The sequence below is a fragment of the Citrobacter sp. wls613 genome (genome assembly GCF_005281195.1).
GTDB lineage: Bacteria > Pseudomonadota > Gammaproteobacteria > Enterobacterales > Enterobacteriaceae > Citrobacter > Citrobacter gillenii.
In genome coordinates, this window is the sequence record NZ_SZXN01000030.1 from 29,239 (window position 1) to 30,261 (window position 1,023).

Annotated in this window: 1 protein-coding gene and 1 pseudogene; both read left to right on the forward strand. The window is 53.4% G+C overall.

Features of this window, described 5'->3' with window-relative positions:
* The coding region (locus FDX01_RS04465; RefSeq protein ID WP_249360868.1) for a hypothetical protein at positions 1-682 on the forward strand (682 nt) is incomplete at its 5' end.
* Between the two features lie 4 nt (positions 683-686).
* Positions 687-1,023 (forward strand): annotated as a pseudogene (locus FDX01_RS23445) (hypothetical protein); the annotation flags it as partial.

The following is a 1,023-nucleotide window of genomic DNA, read 5'->3' on the forward strand; positions in this document are numbered from 1 at the left end:
TGACCGGAACGTAGTCACCCTGACCGCTCAGTCGGATATCGACCCGTTTAACGACATCGGCCCTGACGTGCTTTACATCGGTGAGTTTTACGGCATCCAGTTTTCATTTTCTCGGCGCACCGGGCTTAACGAGCCAGCCAGGCTCTATCACTACACAGGTGAGGCGGTTTATCCGCATATGCGCTCGCAGATCATCAACTCTGCGGACGATATCGACCTGAGTGATGTTGTCGTTTCCAGTTCGCTGCCGGCATGGCTGGGCCTGAACCAGTACATGCCGATGTTTCCGGCGATGCTTTCCACACAAAACCTCTCGCCACCCTTCGCGACAATACGGTGCAGCAACGTGACGCCGATTGCCGGGGCATTTTATATCGATGAGCGTGACAACCAGTACCAGCTGGTTTGTGAGGATGTAACGATTTCGATTACCGGCCTGCGCAATGCAGCCGTTGAAGACTTTCTGCGGTACGTCCAGCAGTACACGCTACATGACGACGCAGAAATGGGCGTGATGAACATCCCGGTTGTTCAGGATGAGCGCGTTACTCAAAACGAGTTGAACGTCATTGCCATGCGCAAGACCATCAAATTCAAAGTCAATTATTACCAGCAACGGATGCGAGATGTATCCCGTGGGCTGATCCTGTCTGCAATCCCGTCCATTTATCCGGAGAAATAATTAAATGGCAATTGTTAACATTAACGTGTCGGTAACCAATCCGCCGAAGCCATCCCAGTTGCTGAAAAGCGGCGCGATGATCTCCGTGGGCGGGACAACGCTGAACGCAGGAGAGTCTAAATTACTGACCTCTAAATCAGACCTGGCAATGATACAGGCACCTGCAAAAACTATCGCCTCAATAGCATGGGCTACCAACCTGGTAACGGTCACTCTGTCAGCACCGCACGGGTGGACCGCCGGGCAGCAAATCCCTGTGGTTATTTCTGGTGTTGTGCCGGCGGGTTATAACGGCGCGTTTACCGCCACCGCGACCACCGCGACCGCGTTCACTTACCCTC